At 63.6% G+C, this 18,705-nt stretch carries 18 protein-coding genes; 10 read left to right on the top strand and 8 right to left on the bottom strand.

The window, feature by feature from the left end; genetic code table 11:
* Positions 1-85 precede the first annotated feature (85 nt).
* Positions 86-856 (bottom strand): DsbA family protein, encoded by a 771-nt coding sequence (locus CTR2_RS16580; RefSeq protein ID WP_087082557.1) that lies wholly within the window; start codon positions 854-856, stop codon positions 86-88.
* 145 nt (positions 857-1,001) lie between these two features.
* On the opposite strand from CTR2_RS16580, the gene CTR2_RS16575 reads away from it, so the two are divergent.
* The 3 genes from CTR2_RS16575 (at position 1,002) to mnmH (ending at position 4,593) form a co-directional block, all read left to right on the top strand.
* On the top strand, positions 1,002-1,544 hold the full coding sequence (locus tag CTR2_RS16575; RefSeq protein WP_087082559.1) for a retropepsin-like aspartic protease family protein: 543 nt from the start codon (positions 1,002-1,004) through the stop codon (positions 1,542-1,544).
* A gap of 253 nt (positions 1,545-1,797) precedes the next feature.
* Positions 1,798-3,153 (top strand): alanine/glycine:cation symporter family protein, encoded by a 1,356-nt coding sequence (locus CTR2_RS16570; protein WP_087082561.1) that lies wholly within the window; start codon positions 1,798-1,800, stop codon positions 3,151-3,153.
* Between the two features lie 384 nt (positions 3,154-3,537).
* Positions 3,538-4,593, top strand: coding sequence for a tRNA 2-selenouridine(34) synthase MnmH (gene mnmH / locus CTR2_RS16565; protein WP_087082563.1), 1,056 nt, complete (start codon positions 3,538-3,540; stop codon positions 4,591-4,593).
* 52 nt (positions 4,594-4,645) lie between these two features.
* On the opposite strand, the gene CTR2_RS16560 is transcribed toward mnmH, so the two are convergent.
* Together CTR2_RS16560 and CTR2_RS16555 are read right to left on the bottom strand one after the other, a co-directional pair.
* Positions 4,646-5,155, bottom strand: coding sequence for a GNAT family N-acetyltransferase (locus CTR2_RS16560; RefSeq protein WP_087082565.1), 510 nt, complete (start codon positions 5,153-5,155; stop codon positions 4,646-4,648).
* A 9-nt stretch (positions 5,156-5,164) separates the two neighbouring features.
* On the bottom strand, positions 5,165-5,782 hold the full coding sequence (locus CTR2_RS16555; RefSeq protein ID WP_087082567.1) for a LysE family translocator: 618 nt from the start codon (positions 5,780-5,782) through the stop codon (positions 5,165-5,167).
* Between the two features lie 133 nt (positions 5,783-5,915).
* Between CTR2_RS16555 and CTR2_RS16550 the strand changes: the two genes are divergently transcribed.
* Both CTR2_RS16550 and CTR2_RS16545 read left to right on the top strand, forming a co-directional pair.
* Positions 5,916-7,403, top strand: a complete 1,488-nt coding sequence (locus CTR2_RS16550; protein WP_087082569.1) for an aminotransferase-like domain-containing protein — start codon at positions 5,916-5,918, stop codon at positions 7,401-7,403.
* A 99-nt stretch (positions 7,404-7,502) separates the two neighbouring features.
* Entirely contained in the window at positions 7,503-8,294 is a 792-nt protein-coding gene (locus CTR2_RS16545; protein ID WP_087082571.1) for a hypothetical protein, read from the top strand.
* A 7-nt stretch (positions 8,295-8,301) separates the two neighbouring features.
* On the opposite strand, the gene CTR2_RS16540 is transcribed toward CTR2_RS16545, so the two are convergent.
* Positions 8,302-8,637, bottom strand: coding sequence for a cupin domain-containing protein (locus CTR2_RS16540; RefSeq protein WP_254913283.1), 336 nt, complete (start codon positions 8,635-8,637; stop codon positions 8,302-8,304).
* Between the two features lie 169 nt (positions 8,638-8,806).
* Positions 8,807-9,400 carry a hypothetical protein gene (locus CTR2_RS16535; RefSeq protein WP_254913284.1) on the bottom strand — a complete coding sequence of 198 codons (594 nt, stop codon included), beginning with the start codon at positions 9,398-9,400 and terminating at the stop codon, positions 8,807-8,809.
* 262 nt (positions 9,401-9,662) lie between these two features.
* Between CTR2_RS16535 and CTR2_RS16530 the strand changes: the two genes are divergently transcribed.
* The 5 genes from CTR2_RS16530 (at position 9,663) to CTR2_RS16510 (ending at position 15,397) form a co-directional block, all read left to right on the top strand.
* Complete coding sequence (locus CTR2_RS16530) at positions 9,663-10,649, top strand: Bug family tripartite tricarboxylate transporter substrate binding protein (RefSeq protein WP_087082577.1); 987 nt, start codon at positions 9,663-9,665, stop codon at positions 10,647-10,649.
* Between the two features lie 10 nt (positions 10,650-10,659).
* The gene (locus CTR2_RS16525; protein ID WP_409021397.1) at positions 10,660-11,961 is read left to right on the top strand and encodes a CaiB/BaiF CoA transferase family protein; all 1,302 of its coding nucleotides are present in this window, start codon (positions 10,660-10,662) and stop codon (positions 11,959-11,961) included.
* A complete protein-coding gene (locus CTR2_RS16520) occupies positions 11,946-12,338 on the top strand; it encodes a cupin domain-containing protein (protein ID WP_087082582.1) in 393 nt (130 codons plus the stop codon). Before CTR2_RS16525 ends, CTR2_RS16520 begins: the two co-directional genes overlap by 16 nt.
* Positions 12,339-12,421: 83 nt before the next feature.
* A complete protein-coding gene (locus CTR2_RS16515) occupies positions 12,422-13,585 on the top strand; it encodes an acyl-CoA dehydrogenase family protein (protein ID WP_087082584.1) in 1,164 nt (387 codons plus the stop codon).
* A gap of 894 nt (positions 13,586-14,479) precedes the next feature.
* On the top strand, positions 14,480-15,397 hold the full coding sequence (locus CTR2_RS16510; protein ID WP_254913285.1) for a LysR family transcriptional regulator: 918 nt from the start codon (positions 14,480-14,482) through the stop codon (positions 15,395-15,397).
* A 56-nt stretch (positions 15,398-15,453) separates the two neighbouring features.
* On the opposite strand, the gene amaB is transcribed toward CTR2_RS16510, so the two are convergent.
* From amaB to CTR2_RS16495, 3 genes are all read right to left on the bottom strand, one after another.
* Positions 15,454-16,974, bottom strand: a complete 1,521-nt coding sequence (gene amaB, locus CTR2_RS16505) for an L-piperidine-6-carboxylate dehydrogenase (protein WP_087082589.1) — start codon at positions 16,972-16,974, stop codon at positions 15,454-15,456.
* A gap of 34 nt (positions 16,975-17,008) precedes the next feature.
* Positions 17,009-18,097, bottom strand: coding sequence for a saccharopine dehydrogenase family protein (locus CTR2_RS16500; RefSeq protein WP_087082590.1), 1,089 nt, complete (start codon positions 18,095-18,097; stop codon positions 17,009-17,011).
* Positions 18,098-18,369: 272 nt separating this feature from the next.
* Positions 18,370-18,702 carry a cupin domain-containing protein gene (locus tag CTR2_RS16495; RefSeq protein ID WP_087082592.1) on the bottom strand — a complete coding sequence of 111 codons (333 nt, stop codon included), beginning with the start codon at positions 18,700-18,702 and terminating at the stop codon, positions 18,370-18,372.
* Between the last annotated feature and the right edge of the window lie 3 nt (positions 18,703-18,705).

The following is an 18,705-nucleotide window of genomic DNA, read 5'->3' as shown; positions in this document are numbered from 1 at the left end:
TCAGATTGAAAATTATCTGAGTTCCTTGAATATCAGGCGCTACAAGCTATGAATAAGAGAGTGCCTGCCGCGCAGGCTGCGCCGCTCAGCGCGGCGGCAGCTCGCAGCCGCCGGGGCCGCAACTGGGGTCGCCACCGGTGTCGGTGTCGCCGGACTGCTGCTGATTGAGTTCGGCAATCTGCTCGGCCCAGGCGGCCAGTTGCTGCTTCCAGCCGTCGACATCGCCCAGCCATTCGCCGATCTCGATGCGCTGCACGGCGCGCTGGCCGGCCTGCTCGGGGTGATCGAACTCCAGCGCCAGGGTGGGGAAGCCCTGTCCCTGCACCATGCCCAGCCATTGGCGGCTGTCGGCAATATGCTGCTCGGTGGCTGCGCCGCTTTGCTCGGCGTAGGCCGCATCATAGGCCGTGCTGTCCAGACCGATGCCGGCCGCCAGCTCGCACAGCACGGCGGGCTCGCTGATGCGGCGGCCTTCCACGTAATGGGCTTTTTGCTCCGCAGCCAGCATCTCCAGGCCCTTGCCGGCCAGCGCTTCGGCGGCTAGCAGGGCCGTGGTGGGGGGCTCGGAGTCCAGCGGCGCGCCAATGTCATTGAGCAGGCCGTTGAGATAGGCATCGCCAAAAGGCTGGCCCGTCATCTCGGCAATGCGTTGGTCGCTGGGCATGACTTTGTCACGCCAGTCCGCGGTGATGGTGCGCGTGTGGGCGCCGGTCAGCATGCCGCCGGCATGCCATTGCACGTCGATGCCGGGTACTTCGCGCGCGGCCTTGACCAGCGGGGCGGCGGCATAGCACCAGCCGCACAGAGGATCGAAAATATAGTGCAGCACCAGGGCGGGCAACTGGGATGTGTTCATGGTTGGGCGACCTGCAAGGCCGGTAGATTTTGCAAACAAGCTTCAATGTAAGCGCTGCTGGGGCCGCAGTGGCGCGATGCGGGGGATGACCTTGGCGCCGGTCTTGGCAAAATGGCTGCATTGTCCTCAGCTTCCTTGCCTGCCCATGCGCCTGAATGTCACGCCGCCACCCCAGTCCTCGCCAGAGTCCGAGCCTTCCCCGCAATCCGTGGCACGGCGCAGCACCATGCTGTTTCTGCTGTTCTGGCTGGTGGTCATGGCCGCGATGTATCTGGCCATGCAGCATTTTCTCAAGCCGGCCCAGGCCAAGGTCATGGCCGACGGCACGGTACGCATAGAGCGCGGCATGGACGGGCATTTTCGCGTCAAGGGCTATGTCAACGATCAGCCCGTCATCTTTATGGTCGATACCGGGGCCACCTCGGTCAGCGTGACCGATGCGCTGGCCGAGCGTGCCGGCCTGGAGGGGGGCGAGAAGGTACGTTTTCGCACGGCCAACGGCGAACGTGACGGCCGCATCGTCACCGCCGACGAGGTGCGCATTGCCAGTCTGCGCGTGCGTGACGTGCGAGTGGGCACGGGCTATACGGGCGACGATAGCGACGACGCCTTGCTGGGCCAGAACTTTCTGCGCTTCTTCGATGTGCAGATGAGCGGCGATGAAATGCTGCTGCGCCCGCGCAAGTGAGTGCCGTGAAGACACTGGCCGTGATTTTGTGCACTTGTGCGAGTCATAGGCCGCGGCAGCCCAAAAGCGATCGCAGACTGGATTAAAGTAGGGCGCTTTGCCAACCGGCAAACAGGAATAGTGCGCTGTGCGTGGGCCTCACACGGGCCTCTTGCGGTTGCCGCACTCGCCGCTCATGGGTGAAAGACATGTTCCGGGACTGTTGCCATTCAATGGACCGCAGGCGAAAGCTGGCTGCGGCAGACGACACTCAATGGACTGGTTAACCCAACTCTTCAAAGCCCTCAACGATATTGTCTGGGGCGTTCCCATGATCGTGCTGATTCTCGGCACGGGTTTTTATCTGCAGGTCCGCCTGGGCTTCATGCCGCTGCGCAACATCGTGCGCGGCTTCCGCATGATCTGGCGCAGCCGCCGTCCCGGCGACAAGGCCGATGGCGACATCACTCCCTATGCAGCGCTGATGACGGCACTGTCCGCCACCGTGGGCACGGGCAATATTGCCGGCGTGGCCACGGCCATTGCCGTGGGCGGCCCGGGCGCCCTGTTCTGGATGTGGATGACCGCGCTGCTGGGCATGGCCACCAAGTATGGCGAGGTGGTGCTGGCGGTGAAGTACCGTGAGAAAAACGACCATGGCCAGTGGGTGGGCGGCCCGATGTATGCCATCAAGAACGGCCTGGGCAGCAAGTGGAAATGGCTGGGTACGCTGTTTGCCATCTTTGGCGGTCTGGCCGGTTTCGGTATCGGCTCCATGGTGCAGTCCAACGGTATTGCATCGGCCATGCACACGGCTTTCGGCCTGGAGAGCTGGATCACAGGCCTGGGCCTAGCCGTGCTTACCGGTGCCGTGGTGTTGGGAGGCATCACCCGCATCGGCGCGGTGGCTGAAAAGCTGGTGCCTGCCATGTGCGTGGCCTATGTGATCTGCGTACTCTATGTGCTGGGCGTGTACTTCGACCGCATTCCGGCTGCGTTTGCACTGATCTTCGAGCAGGCCTTCAGCCCCACGGCGGCCACGGGCGGCTTTCTGGGATCGACGGTGCTGATGGCCATCCGCATGGGTGTGGCGCGCGGCATTTTCTCCAACGAAGCGGGCCTGGGAACGGCCGGCATCGCCCAGGCGGCCGGTGCCACGCGCGACCCCGTTTTCTCGGGGCTGGTAGGCATGATGGGAACCTTCATCGACACCATCATCGTCTGCACCATGACCGGGCTGGCCATCGTGGTCAGCGGCGTCTGGAATTCCGGCGCTACCGGGGCCGTGCTGTCCACCCAGAGCTTCGAGGCCGCCATGCCCGGCGTGGGCAAATATGTGCTGGCCGTTTCGCTGTCGGTGTTTGCCTTCACCACGATTCTGGGCTGGGCCTATTACGGTGAAAAATGCTGGACCTATCTGGTTGGCACCATCTGTGAAAAGCCCTTCCGCATCCTCTGGACCATCAGCACCTTTGTGGGTGCCGTGGCCACGCTGGACTTTGCCTGGCTGGTCGCCGATACGCTGAATGCGCTGATGGCGATTCCCAATCTGATCTCGCTGCTGCTGCTCTCACCCGTGATCGTGCAGCTCACGCGCGAATACTTTGCGCGCCAGGAGAACCAAGCCTGATCATTTTGATAGCTTTAGGTACTTGACGCATAAGTGCTGGAGCTTGAATTGACCTCACACAGGGCGCAGTTGTGCAAGCAGCTGCGCCCTGTGCAGTTTTGGGGCCGTGGCTGAAGCAGCCCCGCATATCTGCGAAAATACGCCCTACACAGGGAATGACTGTTGCGCAAAACCTTGCCGCAGCCGTTGTGCGTATCGAGGCTCGATCCACACCCTTGCTTCGTGGCCTGCCGGGCTTCATCTTGAGATGAGGCGGCAGGTTTTTCATGTTGCCGAGCCTCAAGTCGAATCGCTGCCCCATCGCGATTCCCGCTTCACGCCCGAGCACACGCCATTTGCCCAGCGGCCATGCAGGCCGTCAGGCGCAGCCATGGATAGTCTGCCGTGTCCCACCGCCAGCCCGTTCGCGTTCCTGAACGCCACCAGTTCGATGCCCTGATCGATGCCCGCTCGCCCGCCGAGTTCGAGCTCGACCATATTCCGGGCTCCATCAACTGCCCCGTGCTGAGCAATGCCGAGCGCGCCGAGATCGGCACCATCTACAAGCAGGTCAGCCCCTTCGAGGCCAAGCGTCTGGGCGCTGCCTATGTGTCGGCCAATCTGGCGCGCCATCTGCGCGAAACCTTTGCCGACAAGCCCGCCAACTGGAAGCCCCTGGTCTATTGCTGGCGCGGCGGCCTGCGCAGCGGCTCCATGGTGACCTGGCTGCGTCTGGTCGGCTGGGATGCCCAGCAGCTGGCCGGCGGCTACAAGGCGTTTCGCGGCCATGTGATTGCGCAGCTTGAAAGCCTGGTGCCTAAGCTGCAGATGCGCGTGCTCTGCGGTGCCACCGGCTCGGCCAAGACCCGCGTGCTGCATGCGCTGGCCCAGAGCGGCGAGCAGGTGCTGGACCTGGAGGGCTATGCCAGTCACAAGGGCTCCTTGCTGGGCGGCCTGCCCGGTATAGAGCAGCCCAGCCAGAAGCGTTTCGAGACCCTGATTGCCGAGCAGCTGGAGAGATTCGATCTCTCGCGTCCCGTCTATCTGGAAGGCGAGAGCGCCAAGATCGGTCGCGTCGGCCTGCCGCTGGTGCTGGTGCAGCATCTGCACAAGGCTCCGGTCATCGAGGTGCGTGCGACGACCGCCGCACGCCTGTCCTATCTGCTGCGTGACTATGCCTACCTGGGGGACGATCCCGAAGTGCTGGCCACCAAACTGGGCTGGCTCAAGGAGCTGCAGGGCAAGGAGACGGTGGGCCGCTGGCAGCAATGGGCGCGGGCAGGGGAGCTGCCTGCGCTGTTCGAAGAGCTGATGCTGCGCCACTACGACCCGCACTACGAGCGCTCTCAGTCGAATCACTTCGAGCAATGGCCCCGGCGCCAGGTTCTGGAGACAGACCAGCTTTCGGATGAGGCCATCGCTGGTCTGGCACAGCAGATCATTGCGATGCAGGCGCGCTGAGCCAGGCGGCTTGTTCAAACCTGCCAGCTGAAATGTGCCGATGCGGTGCAGACTAGTCCAGCTTCATCACCATCAGCACCTCGTCGAAATACTTGCCGTCAACATACAGGGCCGCAGGCTCCCGCCCGTATTCGCTAAAACCTGCCTGCCCATACAAGCGTAGTGCGTTGCCGTTGCCGGCATTGCAGCCCAGCATCAGCTGTCGCAAATTCAGCGCTCTGCCGTGCTCAACGGCCGTCTCCAGCAGGCGACGGGCCAGGCCCTGGCCTCGGGCCTGTGCTGCCACATACATGGCAAAGAGATTGCCCTTGTGCGCAGTCTTTTCTCCCTGCTCGCGATACATGCCCAGCGTGGCGCAGAGTCTGCGGTCTGCGTCAAAGCCTCCCCACATGGCTTGACCTGGCGTGCTGCCGAAACGACTCAGTATCTGCGCATCGCCGAGTGCCCGTTCGCTGGCAGGTGTGGCACCGAAGGCGGTCGGGCATTCTGTCAGGGCTTGCAGGCGCAGGGCGCGATAACTGCAAAGGTCGGACTCAGTCAGCTGGCGTATGTCATATTGCATGGACCGAGTTTAGACATGCTCGGCAAAAATGGGCACCAGCGACAGCAGCAGCAGACCGGCCATCACGCCATTGAACCTGCGCAGTGCCTGTGGAGTGCGCAGTGCGCGCCCCACGGTGCTGCCGAACAGGGTCCAGACGCTGATGCTGGGATAGTTGACCAGGCCCAGCACCAGGGCCGACAGCATCAGGTTGACAAAAAAACCTTCGCGCGGTGTGTAAGTCGCGACCACGCCCACAGCCATGATCCAGGCCTTGGGGTTGACCCACTGGAAAGCGGCGGCCTGCCAGAAGCTGAACGGGCGGCTGCCAGACTGGCCCTGGTCCACGCCCCCGGCACGGGCGATTTTCCATGCCAGCCAGATCAGATAGGCCGCGCCCACATATTTGAGCAGGGTGTAGATGCGTGGCTCGGCCTCGAACAGCTTGCCCAGGCCCGCGCCGATCAGCAGCACCATGAGGACCACGCCCAGGCAGATGCCCAGCATATGCGGCACGCTGCGGCGGTAGCCGAAAGTGGCCCCCGAGGCCGTCAGCATCACATTGTTGGGGCCGGGCGTCACGGAGCTGACAAAGGCAAACATGGCCAGAGGCAGGATGAAGGCAGAGGATTCAGGCAGGAATGACATGGTGAACCTTGGGGCGACAAAAGCGTTGTGCCTCTATACTAAGTTCTGCAACCAGTACACTATCAGTACACTTTTGCAGGCCAGTTGATGAGCTGGCCTGCTCTAATTGACCTGACACTTTGAGGAGCGCTTGATGCTCGATGCACAGAACGACGGCGGGGCAGCGACCCCGGCAGCCTCGCCCTTGGCCGCAACGGCATCGATGGGCTGGCAGCCCATGCGCTCCAGTGCGGTGGGGCTGGTGGATCAGCTGGTCGAGCATTTCGGCGGCCTGATCCGCAACCACGGCCTGCGTGTTGGCGTGCGCCTGCCTTCGGTGCGGGCGCTGGCGGAAAACGCCGGTGTCAGCCGCGACACCGTGGTCCAGGCCTACGACAAGCTGGCTGCCCAGGGCTTGGTGCAATCGCGGCGCGGCAGCGGTTTTTATGTGGCGGCCCAGCGCCGCGTGATGGAACCCGCCGCCGTGGCTGCCGCCTCGGCGCAGCCGGCGGACTTCGACACTGCCTATCTGCTGCGCGGCATTTTTCGCGATGACAGCGCGGGCACAGGGGGCGCAGGCTGCCTGCCTTCGAGCTGGATGGATCAAGGTCTGATCACGGGTGCCATGCGCGCCATCACCCGTAACAATGCGCGGGCCGAGCAGAGCTTTCTCAGCTATGGCCATCCACAGGGCTTTCTGCCATTGCGCCAGCAGATCGCCTCGAATCTGCAGGCCCATGAGGTGCCGGCCCATCCCGAGGCCAATCTCATGACGGTGGGCGGGGTGACCCATGGTCTGGATCTGGTCGTGCGCTGTTTTCTCAAGCCCGGTGATACCGTGCTGGTCGAAGATCCGGCCTGGTTTCTGATCTTCGGGCGGCTCAAATACATGGGCGTGAATGTGGTCGGCGTGCCGCGCCTGCCCGGAGGCCCCGATGTGGCGGCCCTGGCATCGCTGGCCCAGAGCCACAAGCCCAAGCTCTTCATCCTCAACACGGCGGTGCACAATCCCACGGGGCTAAGTCTGTCTGCCGGTGTGGCCCATGAGGTGCTGCGCATTGCCGAGCGCCATGATTTCCTGCTGGTCGAGGACGACACCTATGCCGAGTTCCTGGGCGCCATGCCGCTGCGGCTGGCAGCCATGGACAGATTGCAGCGCGTGATTCTGGTGGGGGGCTATTCCAAGACTCTGTCGGGTGGTCTGCGCGTGGGCTATATCGCGACCAAACCCGAGTATGTGCACCGCCTGACCGACATGAAGCTGCTGGCGGGCCTGACCTCTTCGCTGCCGGCGGAGCAGATCGTGCACCATATCCTGGCCGACGGTTCCTTTCGCAAGCATGTGGACCGGCTGCGCGAGCGGGTGGACCGGGCGCGCGGCCGCTGTCTGCGCAAGCTCGAAGCGCTGGGCTGCCATGCGGAGTACGAACCTGTGGCCGGCACTTTTGCCTGGGTCGATTGCGGCGTGGACACCGAGGTGCTGGCGCGTCAGGCGGCGCTGAGCAATCTGCTGCTGGCTCCGGGCCTGCTGTTTTCGCCGCAGCAGGCAACCAGCAGCAAGCTGCGCGTGCCCGTGGCGATGGCCGACCAGACCGAGCCATGGAAGGTGCTGGAGCAGATCCTCAGGCAGCTGCGCAAATAGCGCCGAAACCGGTGCCTGGGAAGGCGTCGTTCACGATTGATAACAATCGCGCGCCTCAGGCGGGATTGAGCGCGCTGCATCTGCTGTTATGTTTGTAGCATGACAGCAGCACGAGCTTTGCCCCATGCCGCCGCAGGCCATTGCACGCGCGATTTCCTGCGTGGTCGCCCGCTCATGGGGCGGTGGCTGCTGTCAGGGCTTGTGCTGTGCGGTCTGGCCGCTTGTTCCAGCGCCCCCACGAATCACGGAGAAGTAAAGGGCGAGAACTTTCACTCGCGCGAGCTGCTGCAGTCCGACAGCAATCGCATGGCAACGCTGGCCATGAAGGAGAATCTGGAGAGCCTGTTTCTCATCATGGACAAGCTCTACCGCCGCAACCCCGCCGAATGGAAAAAGACCGCCTCCAGCCGGGAAGCGGCCATGACCTATGTGCGTATTGCCGTCATGGAGCGCCAGCCCTGGCATGAGCTGCAGGACAAGCGTGATGTGGCGGCGCTGTCCCTGGCCTTGCAGCCCGAGTTTGCCGGGGACCGGGTTGCGGCCTTCGTACATGCTGCCGCCGATATGCTGATCACCGCGCATGGCGGGCGAACCAGCTTCACGCTGATCGACGGGCTGGACCCGCAGCATGTCTTCAATGCGGCGCGCAATCTGGAGATCGCCAACTGGATTCTCAACTCGCGCAAGGCACCCGGTGGAAAGCCCTTGCTGCTATCGAATCAGATAGCGGAAGAGGGGCGCAATCTGAGCTTCGAGCGCGAGATGGGAAAGATCATCGGCCGTCTGGATCTGGTTGCGGATTACACCACCGAGCGCTACCGGCGCTCGGTCATCGGTTATGCGCAGGGACTGCTTGCCGGCCCGTTCATGCAGTTTTTGCCTGTTCGATAGAAGTTCTTCAAACCTCACAGAGCACGATGGTAGCAATCGCGGACGAGTCTTCCATGGCACGCACGGCATGGGGCATATTGGCTGGCAGATGCATGAGTTGTTTGGGGCCTAGTTCATGCACGGTCTGGCCGATGAGAACTTCGAGCCGACCTTCCAAGCATTGCAGGCTGACGCTGCCAGGTACGCGATGCGGTGGCAGCGACTGACCCGAGCGCAGCACGACGCGAATGACTTCCAGATCTTCCGCCTTGAAGAGCACGCTCGAGTGAGCGGCAGAAAGCCTGGCTCCGTAAGGAGCGATATCCAGAGCTTGGTGGGTGGGCGTGGAGTGGATATGGTCCATGACAGCACCTGAGCGAAAGCGGTAATAAGGCATTCTCCCCCGAGTGAGGCCTAAGTTCAATCACCGTTTTGTGACAGTGCTGTAGGGCATCAGGCCTTATCGCCTCGTTTCGTTGCTCGTCAGTGCTGGTCAGTGCGTATCACTGAGGTCCGGGTGCGACTGGCAGCTGTCATGCCAGGTGCCGTAGATTCTCGGCAGGCGTGGGGCTGAAGCCCGCTGCCGCGAATTCTGCAGCCCAGCGTTTCAGCAGGATCGAATAAGCGTTCAGGAAGAACTGTCGAGGGGCCTGAATCTGCCAGGCTGAGGGCAGGTAGAAGCAGTCGTCGTGGCTGTCTTCCAGTGGGGCTGCAAAGTCGTATTGCCGGCTTTGCAAGGCGGCTTGCAATGACCGGGTCAGCATCACTTTGTGCGTAGTGCTCCATGAAGCTTGCGCACAGCAGGGAAAGAAATAGTGATCGAACAGCAGCAGCAACTGCTGGGGATCATTGGGGTCATAGGCAGCGAGTTCCTGGCCCAGATACTCTTCCCGATCATAGATATCGAAGGGCGCCAGCAAAAGAGACGGGTCGGCATGGAACTCGATGTCGCTGCCGGGGTGCTTGAGAGGCTCGGCCATGGTCAGAGGAATACAGAAGAAACAAGGCGACAGTCTGCCATCGAGCGGTGCTTCGAACGCCGTATCTGCTCCAGCGATTCGCTCAAACTGAATGCCAGCGCCAGCAGTAGCTCGCGTGAATGGTTGATGGCGTTGCTCGTGGGGCATATGTATTGCTTGCAGGTGTCGGAGCCGCTGCCGCCACCTCAAGGGCCTAAGGGCTGAGGGCGCAGGTACAAATCCGGCTCATTTCTCCGTGCAGAGGGGAAGGCGAGGCGTCGTACGCAGCGGCTGGAATGTCTAGCTGGATGAATGATTCGTAAATCGAATCATTTATGCGGTTTAAACAATTGGACTTGAATGCTTGAACGCCTCAGCATGCACAGCAGGCACCGGATACAGGTGCCGCAGCCTGAACAAGGAGACAAGCATGAACAAGCGATTCTTACTGCGCGCCTGTGCGAGCGCAGGCCTGGCAGCCACCATGAGCATGGGCTTTGGCGGGGCGGTGCTGGCTCAGGAGAGCTATCCCGCAGCCCCCATCACGCTGGTGGTGCCGTTTGCCGCGGGCAGCGGCACCGATGCGGTGGCGCGCGTGGTGGCCAACAAGCTGGGCGAGCGACTCAAGCAGCCCGTGGTGGTGGACAACCGGGCCGGGGCCAATGCCCAGATTGCGGCCGCGCATGTGGTCAAGGCCAAGCCGGACGGCTATACGCTGTTCATGACCACCAACACCTCGCATTCGGCCAATCCCTGGCTGGTCAAGGGGCTCAAGTACGACCCCATCAAGGACTTCACGCCCGTGGCTCGCGTGGGCGAGCTGCCGTTTGCGCTGGTGGTCCATCCCTCGGTGCCGGCCAAGACCGTGGCCGAGCTGATTGCCTACGCCAGGTCGCATCCGGACAAGCTCTCCTACGGCACGCCCAACAGCACCTCGCTGGTGGCTTCGGAAACCTTCAAATACATCACGGGTACGCAGATCACTGGCGTGCCCTACAAATCCAGCCCGCAGGCATTGACCGATGTGATGGGCAACCAGATCCAGATGTATGTGGCCGACCTGGGCTCTGCCTGGGGCACGCTCAAGACCGAGCGCGTGCGCACGCTGGGTGTGACGGCCGCCAAGGGATCGCAGCTGCTGCCCAATGTGCCCGCCATCGGCAAGACACTGCCGGGCTTCGACATCACCTCGTGGAACGGCATCTTCGGCCCGGCCGGCATGCCCAAGGCCATTGCCGAGCGCATCAACAGCGAGCTGCAGCTCATCCTCAAGGACAAGGCCGTGCAGGAGCAACTGGCCCAGGTCGGTTTCGAAGTCTGGCCCACGGCCACGCCCGACGAGTTCGCGCTCTATGTGAAGGAGCAGCTCGCCAAATGGGGGCAGCTGGTCAAGCAGGCCGGCATCGAGGCGCAGTGAGATGACGAGCATGCACAGCGATAGCAGTCAGGCTGCAGGCCGCACAGCGGGCCCCTCAGCGGGTACTTCGGCCGGTCCATTGGCCGGCGTCAGGATCGTGGACATGACCTCGGTGATCATGGGGCCGTTTGCCACGCAGATTCTGGCCGCCCTGGGCGCCGATGTGATCAAGGTGGAGTCGCCCGAAGGCGACAACATGCGCCATGTAGGCCCCATGCGCAACCCCGGCATGGGCCCCATTTTTCTGCAGGCCAACCAGGGCAAGCGCTCCGTGGTGCTGGATCTCAAGCAGACCGCAGCGCGCCAGGCGCTGCTGCAACTGCTGGACGATGCCGATGTCTTTATCAGCAATGTGCGGCCCCAGGCCATGGCCCGGTTGGGGCTGGACTGGCAGACGCTGGAGCAGAGCCATCCGCGCCTGATTCATGTGAGCTGCTGCGGCTTCGATCAGGCCGGCCCCTATGCGGCCAGGCCGGCCTACGACGATCTGATCCAGGGGGCGACCGGCGTGCCCTGGCTGGCTCAGCAGTACGGCGGAGGCGAGCCGTCCTATGCGCCCATGACGCTGGGCGACCGGGTCACGGGCCTGCATGCGGTCTATGCGGTCACGGCTGCGCTTTATGCGCGCGAGAAGAGCGGCCAGGGGCAGGCGGTGGTCGTGCCCATGTTCGAGGCCATGACGCAGTTCATCCTGGGCGATCACATGGCCGGGCTGAGCTTCGAGCCGCCGCTGGGCGATGCCGGCTATGCGCGGCTGCTGACGCGCCATCGCAAGCCTTACCGCACCAGCGACGGTCATCTCTGCGTGCTGATCTACAACGACAAGCATTGGCACAGCTTCTTCAACGCCATAGGCCAGGGCGAGCGCATGCGCGAGCCCATGTTCGCCACCCACGGCCAGCGCGCGGCGAATATCGATGCGGTCTATGCCGAGGTGGCGAGCCTGATGCGCGAGCGCAGCACGGCCGAGTGGCGTGCGCTGCTCGATGCGGCCGACGTGCCGAATATGCCCATGGCCTCTCCCGAGGACTTGCTGGCCGATCCGCACCATGCAGCCACGGGCTTTGTGCGCGAGATCGAGCACCCCAGCGAGGGTCGGTTGCGCACCACGGCCAATCCCACGCAGTGGAGCGCCACCCCCCCGGACCGCGAGGCCAGCGCGGCACCGCAACTGGGCCAGCACACGCTGCAGGTGCTGCGCGAAGCGGGCCTGGGCGAGGCGCAGATCGCCGCACTGCAGGTCAGCGGTGGCTGCATGCAGGCTTCGTCATCCAAGGACCAAAGAGAGACAGACATATGCCCCGCTATCTGATCCGCGAGCAGGATGTACAGGGGTACAGCCCCGCCAACCACCACGGCACGGTGAACCGGCGCCTGGTCAGCCAGGCCAATGTCGGCGCCCAGCATATGGAAGTGGTGCTCGGAACGCTGGAAAAAGGCGGCGGTGCGCTGCCGCATGCCCACCCAGGCATGGAGCAGGCCTGTTATCTGCTGGACGGCACGGCCGAGGTGGAGGTGCAAAGCCAGGGTCAGACCGAGCGCTTTGCCATGCAGCCGGGCGACACCTGCTTCTTCCCGGAGGACTGCATGCATGTGTTTCGCGTCACCAGCGACCAGCCCGTGCGTCTGCTGGTCATCTACAGCCCGCCCTATGGCGAAAACCCCGCGCGCGTGCGCCGACCTGAGTGATTAAAAACAATAGCTGATAGCGCTTGTCAGACAGGCGTTTGAGGCGGATTTCATTGAAATTCAACTGATTGAGAGAAGTCGCCATGGATTTTTTATGGAGCGCCGAGCAGGAACAGATCCGGGAAGCCGTGCAGCGTGTCTGCACGCCTTTCGACGATGACTACTGGCTGAAGAAGGACAGGGATGGCGGCTTTCCGCACGACTTCCATCAGGCCCTGGCCGAAGCCGGCTGGCTGGGCATTGCCATGCCCGAGGAGTTCGGCGGCGCGGGACTGGGAATCACCGAAGCGGCGCTGATGATGCACACCATCTCGGCCACGGGGGCCGGCCTGTCGGGGGCCTCGGCCGTGCACATGAACATCTTCGGCCTGCATCCGGCCGTGGTCTTCGGCACGGACGAGCAAAGACAGCGCTGGCTGCCGCCGCTGATCGCGGGCCGGGACAAGGCCTGCTTCGGCGTGACCGAACCCAATGCCGGACTCAACACCCTCAAGCTGCAGACCCGTGCCGTGCGCGACGGCGATGTCTATGTGGTGCACGGGCAGAAGGTCTTCATCTCCACGGCCCAGGTGGCCAACAAGATATTGCTGCTGGCTCGCACCAGGCCCGTGGAGGAGTGCAAGGGTACCGAGGGCCTGTCGCTGTTCTACACCGACCTGGACCGCAGCCGCATCGCCGTGACCGAGATCGAGAAGATGGGCCGAAAATGCGTGGACACCAACCAGCTCTTCATCGACGGGCTGCGCATCCCGGTGCAGGACCGCATCGGCGAGGAGGGCAAGGGCTTTTCGTACATCCTGCACGGCCTCAATCCCGAGCGTATCCTGATCGCGGCCGAAGCTGTGGGCCTGGGCCGTGCGGCCCTGGCGCGCGCCACCCAGTACGCGAACGAACGCGTGGTCTTCGACCGGCCCATAGGCCAGAACCAGGGCGTGCAGCACCCGCTGGCCCAGGCCTGGATGGGGCTGGAGGCCGCACACCTGATGGTGCAGAAGGCCGCCTTCCTCTATGACAAGGGCCTGCCCTGCGGCGCTGAGGCCAATGCCGCCAAGTACCTGGCCGCCGAAGCCTGCGCCAAGGCCTGCGAGACCGCCATCTTCACGCATGGCGGCATGGGCTATGCCAAGGAGTTCCATGTGGAGCGCTATATGCGCGAGTCGTGGATTCCGCGCCTGGCGCCCGTGAGCCCGCAGCTCATCATGTGCTTTATTGCCGAGAAGGTTCTGGGCTTGCCCAAGTCCTATTGATCGGCCGAGCGGCAGGGGGGAGGTCAAGCAAACGAAGCGCTGCTGTTTTTGATAGCTACTTGCGCTTTCTGTGACTGGCCTAGAGGCTGATTTTTCTTGAAATCTGCGTTGCGGCTGCTTAGCAGCACGAGATGGTGAGCGAAGCTAATGACTTGCTTGGTTTGCTTGCAGAGAGCGGGTCTCGGCCCGCCAGCCGCCTCACTTTCTTGCTTGTGACGGAAGGCCGCCCCCAAGAAAGTAAGCAAAGAACACAGCCCCGCTGCCCCCGTCCCTGCGGCTGCGCCTGCGGGCGTGGGCACAAGAGGGCGAATCAAGATAGCTTCTTTGTTTCTTGATATCGGCTATCGCTTTTGAATAAGCGTTTGAGGTTGATCTCGTCACAACTCTTGCAGGCCGCCCGCATTCACCCGTGTGTCTGCGCCTGCGGCACGCGGTTCGGGCTGCGGGCAACGCTGCCGCAGGACAGCGTTGCATCGTGAACTGGCTTGCCGCCGCCTGTCTGAGCGAAGCGGCGTGCCGCGCAGCGAGCTGGGCGGCAGCGCAGATCGAATGGCATGACGCAGGTTTTCCCGGAGCGCAGCGCAGGGACGCAGATGGTCGGGTTGCGCTCTTGGCTTACTTTCTGGCAACAGAAAGTGAGTCGCCCGCCGGGGCGAAATCCCGGCGTGGCCGGCAAGGCCTCTGTCGTAAGCAACAAAGCAATGCTGTTTTGATAGCTACTTGCACTTTCTGTGATGGGGTTAGAGGCTGATCTGACTTGAAATTTTTACTGCGTCGGCCTGACAGCAGAAGTTGGTGACTGAAGCAAATGAACGGCCGGGTTTGCCACCAGCCGGGCGCGAAACCTCGGCTTCTGGTGGCATGGGGTATGGTCTTGGCCAAACTTTGCGAAACATGATGAAAACCCATTTGCTGCGTTACTTTGTGGTCCTGGCCGAAGAGCTGCACTTCGGCCGGGCCGCACAGCGCCTGTGCATCACCCAGCCGCCGCTGAGCATGGCGCTCAAGGCGCTGGAGCAGGATCTGGGCACGGTGCTCATGGAGCGCGATGCCAAGAACGTGAAACTCACGCCCGCAGGCGAGGCTTTCTTGCACGAGGCGCGCAAGGTGCTGGCCCAGCTCCAGCATGCGGCCGAGGTGGTGCGCGGCGTGGCCCAGGGCTTGCAAGGGCGGCTGGACATCGGCATCACGGGGTCCATGGTTTACCGGCAGGTGCCGGGGTTTTGCCGGGCCTTTCGCGCCGAGCGCCCGCTGGTCGAGCTATGCCTGCACGAGATGTCGACGCGCGACCAACTGCAGGCCATTGCCAGCGGGCAGATCGACTGTGGCTTTCTCAACATCGGCACGCCGCAGGACGATATACGCACGCTGTCCATAGGCGAGGAGCCTTTTGTCTGCTGCCTGCCCAGCGACCATGCGCTGGCCCAGCGCGGCGAAATCGATCTACGCGAACTGGCCCAGGACACTTTTGTGATGTTTGCGCGCGAGGTGGCTCCGGCCAACTACGACAACGTCATCGCCTGTCTGCAGCAGGCCGGCATCCATCCCCATACACGGCATGCCGCGCGCCAGTGGCTGACCGTCATGGCCCTGGTCTCGGCCGGGCAGGGAGTGGCCCTGGTGCCTGTCTGCATGCAGACCGTGGGCATGAACGGCGTGCGCTTTGCGGCGCTGCGCGGCAGCCGGGTGACCACGCCGGCCGTGCTGGCCTGGCGGCCACAGGGCATGCCGGCCGTGCTCGAGGCCTTTGTGGCCAGCGTGCAGAACCTGGTGGAAGCCGGACAGTCAGGACTCTCGAATGGAGTTCGCTAACCCCGGAGTCCGCGTTGCATGGTTTCCCTGGCAGTCACGGGCTGCGGTCCTGTGCCTCACCCGAACTGAATGCCCTGGGCCAGCGGCAGCTCGCGGGAATAGTTGATGGTGTTGGTCGTGCGGCGCATGTATTGCTTCCAGGCGTCGGAGCCGCTTTCGCGATCGCCACCAGTCTCTTTTTCGCCGCCAAAGGCGCCGCCGATTTCGGCACCGCTGGGCCCGATATTGACATTGGCCATGCCGCAATCCGAGCCAGCCGCGCTCAGGAACAGCTCCACCTCGCGCAGATCGTTGGAGAAGATGCAGGAGGACAGGCCCTGAGGCACATCGTTGTTGAGCGCAATGGCCTGCTCCAGCTCGTCGTAGCTCAGCACATAGAGCAGGGGGGCGAAGGTCTCGTGCCGCACGATGCCGGTCTGGGCCGGCATGTCCACAATGGCCGGAGCCACATAGAAGCCCTGGGGAAACTGCTGCTCCAGCTGGCGCTGGCCGCCCGTGAGCAAATGGCCGCCGTCTTTCAGCGCCTGACTCAGCGAGTGCTGCAGGGCTTCGAACGATGCCTGGTTGATCAGGGGGCCGACCAGGGTATCCGGCTGCAGCGGGTTGCCGATACGCAGACTGCGGTAGGCCGGCAGCAACCTGTCCAGCAGCGGCTGTTTGACATCGCGGTGCACGATCAGGCGGCGCAGCGAGGTGCAGCGCTGGCCGGCCGTGCCCACGGCGCTGAAGACAATGGCGCGCACGGCCAGATCCAGGTCGGCTGCCGGCGTGACCACCATGGCATTGTTGCCGCCCAGCTCCAGAATGCGCTTGCCAAAGCGCGCTGCCACCTTGGGTCCCACGGCGCGGCCCATGCGGCTCGATCCCGTGGCTGATATCAGCGCAATCCGGGGGCTGTCCACCAGGGCCTCGGCGACTGCCGCGCCGCCCAGCACGATCTGCGCCAGACCTGCTGGTGCGCGGTCGCCAAACCGGGCAATGGCGCGCTCCAGTGCCTTGAAGGTGGCGAGGCCCGATAGCGGCGCCTTGTCGGATGGCTTGAAGATCACCGGGTTGCCGCAGACCAGGGCAATCGCCGCGTTCCACGCAAACACGGCACTCGGAAAGTTGAAGGCCGTGATGACGGCCACCGGCCCCAGCGGGTGGTATTGCTCCATGATGCGGTGGCCGGGACGCTCGGAAACAATGGTCTTGCCGTGCAGCTGGCGCGACAGGCCCAGCGCAAATTCGCAGATGTCCACGCCTTCCTGCACCTCGCCCAGGCCCTCCTGAGCTATCTTGCCGACCTCGCAGGAAATCACATGGCCTATATCGGCCTTGGCGCTGCGCAACTCCTCGCCCCAGAGCCGCACCAGCTCGCCGCGCACCGGGGCGGGCACCAGACGCCATTGCTTGAAAGCCTGCACTGCGTGGTCTATGACCGGCGGGATCTGGGCACCGGGCAGGGCGGCCAGGCTGGCCAGTTCCGTGCCGTCGATGGGCGAGTGCACGCTGATGTCCTTGCCTGCAAGGGCCTGCAGCGCTATGCCGCAGCGGCTCAGCACGGTCTGGAAGTCGGTCGCGGAGATGGCAGTCATGGCATTCCCTCCTGATGGGTGTGAGATACAGGCCTCAGCCGAGCAGGCCGTCGAAGTAGGGGGCCACGCGGGTGCTTGAGAGTGCGGCCAGCGTGCATTGCTCCTGGCGCACAAAGCCTTGCTGGGGCAACTGGCCCGTGGCGAACAGCTCCACGGCGGCCAGCATGCCGGCCGAGGTCGTCAGCTCTATGGCCGTGCGCTGTCTGCCGCGCAGCGCCGCACCGAAGATGCGGGCACCGCGCGTCAGCTGCTCCAGCCGGCCAGCGCGCTTGCCGCTGGCCATGGCGGCTACCACCACCATGTCTTCGCGGCTGTGGGGCACCGCGCCTTCGAGCACCTGGCGCAGCAGATCGCGTCGCTCGATCAGGCGCAGGCCGTGCAACAGCAAATGCATGGCGTCGCGGTGGCCAGGGTGGCGTATGGTCTTGTAGTTGAGGTTGCGCACGCGGCCCTGCAGCGTCTCGCACAGCGTGCCCAGGCCGCCCGAGGTGTTGAAGGCCTCGAAGTTCTCGCCGTCCAGGATCAGCGGCTCGACCCCCTCCAGCGGCGGCACCAGCATGGGCTGTCCGTTGACGATGGTGTTGCAGGGCTTGCAGTATTCGTTGATGACGCCGTCCACGCTCCAGGTGAAGTGGTAGCGCAGCGCATTCGTCGCATGGCGCGTGAGCGCGCCCACGCGCAGCTGCAGATCGAACAGCTCGTCGAACTGCTGGGCCAGATGGCCGCCCAGCATGCCGATCAGACCCGGTGCCAGTCCGCATTGCGGCATCAGTACCGAGCGCGCCTGCGTCGCCATGTCCTGTATGGCACGCATGGCCGCCACATCCTCGGTCAGATCGAAGTAATGCACGCCCTGCCGCGCCGCAGCCCGGGCCACGCGCTCGGCACAGAAGAAAGGCAGGGCATTGATGACCAGCGAGTGCTGCTGCAGCGCGCGGCTCAGTGCCGCATCGTCGTCGATGTCCAGCTGCAGGGGGCGGATCTGCGGGTCGTTGCCGGGCGGGGGCTGCATATCGGCCAGCGTGACGGTGGCTTCATGCAGCTCGGCAGCCATGTCGGCGATCGTTGAGCCGATCTTGCCGGCGCCGAGGATGAGAATGTTCTGTCCAGTCAGCTTCATCATGGAGAACTCCTTGAGAGCAACGCAGCGATCACTTCCTCTGGGGCCATCTTAAACACAGGGCAGCGATTTGCACCACCGTGGCAAGCGTCAGCAGGAGTCGATTTGCGTGGGCAGACAAGGAGTCTTCAGCAGGAGCCGTCCGCTTCGGAAAGAATGGCTGTCAGCGCTTGCTGGATCGGTGCTGACAGCTTGACAGGCTTCAAGCCCGGAGGCCAGCTGTGATATCCGCTGCAGCATAGCGGGGTCAGCTGGCCGGTGACCGGGTCTGGTGGTTAGTGGTTGTGCAGCACGATGGTGATCAGGGCCGAGGAGTCGAGCTCGCCCTCGACCTCATGCATGGCTTGGGCGGGCAAAAACAGCAACTGCCCCGCGCTCAGTGTCTGGCGGCTTGCGCCCTGGATGACGGCGAGCCGTCCCTCCAGACATTGAATCGTCAGTTCGCCCTGCAACTGATGCGCAGGCAGGCGCTTGCCTGCCATCAACACCAGACGGATCACTTCCAGGGTGTCGGACTTGAACAGTGCAGCGGTCTTCTGGTTTCCCAGCGAAGTGCCGTAGGGCTGCACTTCGACCGGAACCCCGGGTTGGGCGTGGGGCAGGGCCATGGT

The organism is Comamonas thiooxydans (genome assembly GCF_002157685.2).
GTDB lineage: Bacteria > Pseudomonadota > Gammaproteobacteria > Burkholderiales > Burkholderiaceae_C > Comamonas > Comamonas testosteroni_H.
This window is presented reverse-complemented; position numbering and strand designations above follow the sequence as displayed.